Annotated in this window: 1 pseudogene; it reads right to left on the reverse strand. The window is 51.2% G+C overall.

What is annotated here, in order from left to right:
• Positions 1-630 (reverse strand): annotated as a pseudogene (locus tag IEY18_RS17320) (hypothetical protein); the annotation flags it as partial.
• Between the last annotated feature and the right edge of the window lie 28 nt (positions 631-658).

Raw genomic sequence — 658 nt, forward strand, 5'->3', positions numbered from 1 at the left:
GGCATTGTTACCGATGCCATCGCCATCGGTGTCATACACCTCCGTCGCATCCAATGGCATTTCATCACGGTTGTCACCAACCCCATCCCCATCCGAGTCTAACTGCTCACTCGCATCCCATGGGAAGGCATCCCCATTATCGCCAACACCGTCACCATCGCTGTCGTTCTGCTCATTGGGGTCATTCGGGAACACATCATGTTCATCTGCAATGCCATCACCATCACTGTCGATAAACGGGTTGCCCCACACTTCCACACCATTCGCTCGCAACGTGTCAATCTGACTCGTATCTGTAAGCGGAATGCGCTCGATGTTTAAACTCTGCAGCGCCGTCAGACCAAACAGCGGTGTTAAGTCATTCACCTGGGTATAGTTCAGGCCTAAATAATACAAATTCGTCAGATTCGACAGCGCACTGATATCCACCAAGCCTGCGTTGTCTGAAAGCTCAAGATGCTGAACCGGACTGAGACCCGCGAGCGAGTTTGCATTGTCCAGCCCATCATGACGAGTAATCTGTAATTGGTTGAGCTGCGTGAAGTTTGCCAGCGTGCTAAAGTCCGTCACTTGCGTGGACTCAAATGCCAGGTAATACAGCTTATCACTCAAACCACTCAGCAGACTCACATCCGAGAACCCTTCCCCAATCACTCGA

It is taken from the genome of Shewanella gelidii (assembly GCF_014647855.1).
GTDB classification, from domain to species: Bacteria; Pseudomonadota; Gammaproteobacteria; order Enterobacterales; family Shewanellaceae; genus Shewanella; species Shewanella gelidii.